This window comes from Nostoc sp., assembly GCF_036917975.1.
Taxonomy (GTDB): domain Bacteria; phylum Cyanobacteriota; class Cyanobacteriia; order Cyanobacteriales; family Nostocaceae; genus Nostoc.
This window is the reverse complement of the sequence record NZ_JBALEJ010000007.1, coordinates 1-1,024: the sequence shown is the minus strand read 5'-3', so window position 1 is coordinate 1,024 and position 1,024 is coordinate 1. Positions and strand designations below refer to the sequence as shown.

Genomic DNA, 1,024 nt, shown 5'->3' with positions numbered 1-1,024 from the left:
GTTTTATTCCAATGCTGAATTGAACGCACTACCATCACGACTGTTGTTAGTCCTGCCCACAAATTTTGTTCATGAAGTGCAGGAAGTTGTGACACTGGTACGGTGTAAACCTGACGATTCTCGATGCGGTGATGTCCTTTTTCAATACGTTGACTCATACTCACATCAACATCTTTAAATCCATTGGACTGGGCTGTCGCAAACCAATCTTTGACTTGTTGATGTAGTGTTGGATGATTCTCTTTCAGGCTCAAAACATAGTCAGCATTTGCGGCGATGATTTTTTGGGCTATCGATTTTTGAGTACCGATTGCATCAATAGTAATGATACAGCCAGATATGTCCAGTATTTCTAACAGTGCTGGAATCGCGGTAATTTCATTAGATTTGTCAGTGACCTTTGTTTGTCCTAATACCAAACGGTGTTCACTTGACCATGCACTGACTGTGTGTAAGGCTTTTAGCTGAGATTCCCGATCATATGAGCCTCTATGAGTTTTGCCATCTATGGCTACTACTTCTACTCCCAACTTCTCAACCAATGATTGAACCCACTGCCGAAAACATTGCTCAAATTCTTTTGGGTTAATTCTTTCAAACACCCTCCTAAAAGTATCGGGGCTGGGTATTCCAAATGGTAGTTGCAAAAACGTTTTCAACCACTCCTGTTTACTGATTCCATACTCCTCAATATCTTCCCAACCTTCCCCTCCTGCTATTACTGCCAAAATCGCTATGGTGATGATATCTGTGAGTAAATGATATCTTGTCCTTTCCACTCTGGGGTCTTTTATTTGTGTGAAGTATTCCTGAACATTAGTGGTAATCTCAAAGCTATCTATGCTGGGTGCAAAAGATGCTTTGGTTTTGCCTTTCTTGTTCTCAAATCCGGTTGGCATTAATCGAACCTTGCACTTAGATGTATTAAATCTTACCCTACCTCGGATAGTGCCACTTTGTTTCCAACTTGATTGCTGATCAGACAAGTCCGCTTGTCAATAGGGTTTGAGACGCGCTGACCCTG

1 protein-coding gene is annotated in these 1,024 nt (G+C 41.6%); it reads right to left on the bottom strand.

Features of this window, described 5'->3' with window-relative positions:
• A partial coding sequence (locus tag V7K76_RS02235) for an ISAs1 family transposase (RefSeq protein WP_335029646.1) occupies positions 1-899 on the bottom strand: 899 nt, incomplete at its 3' end.
• Positions 900-1,024: the final 125 nt, after the last annotated feature.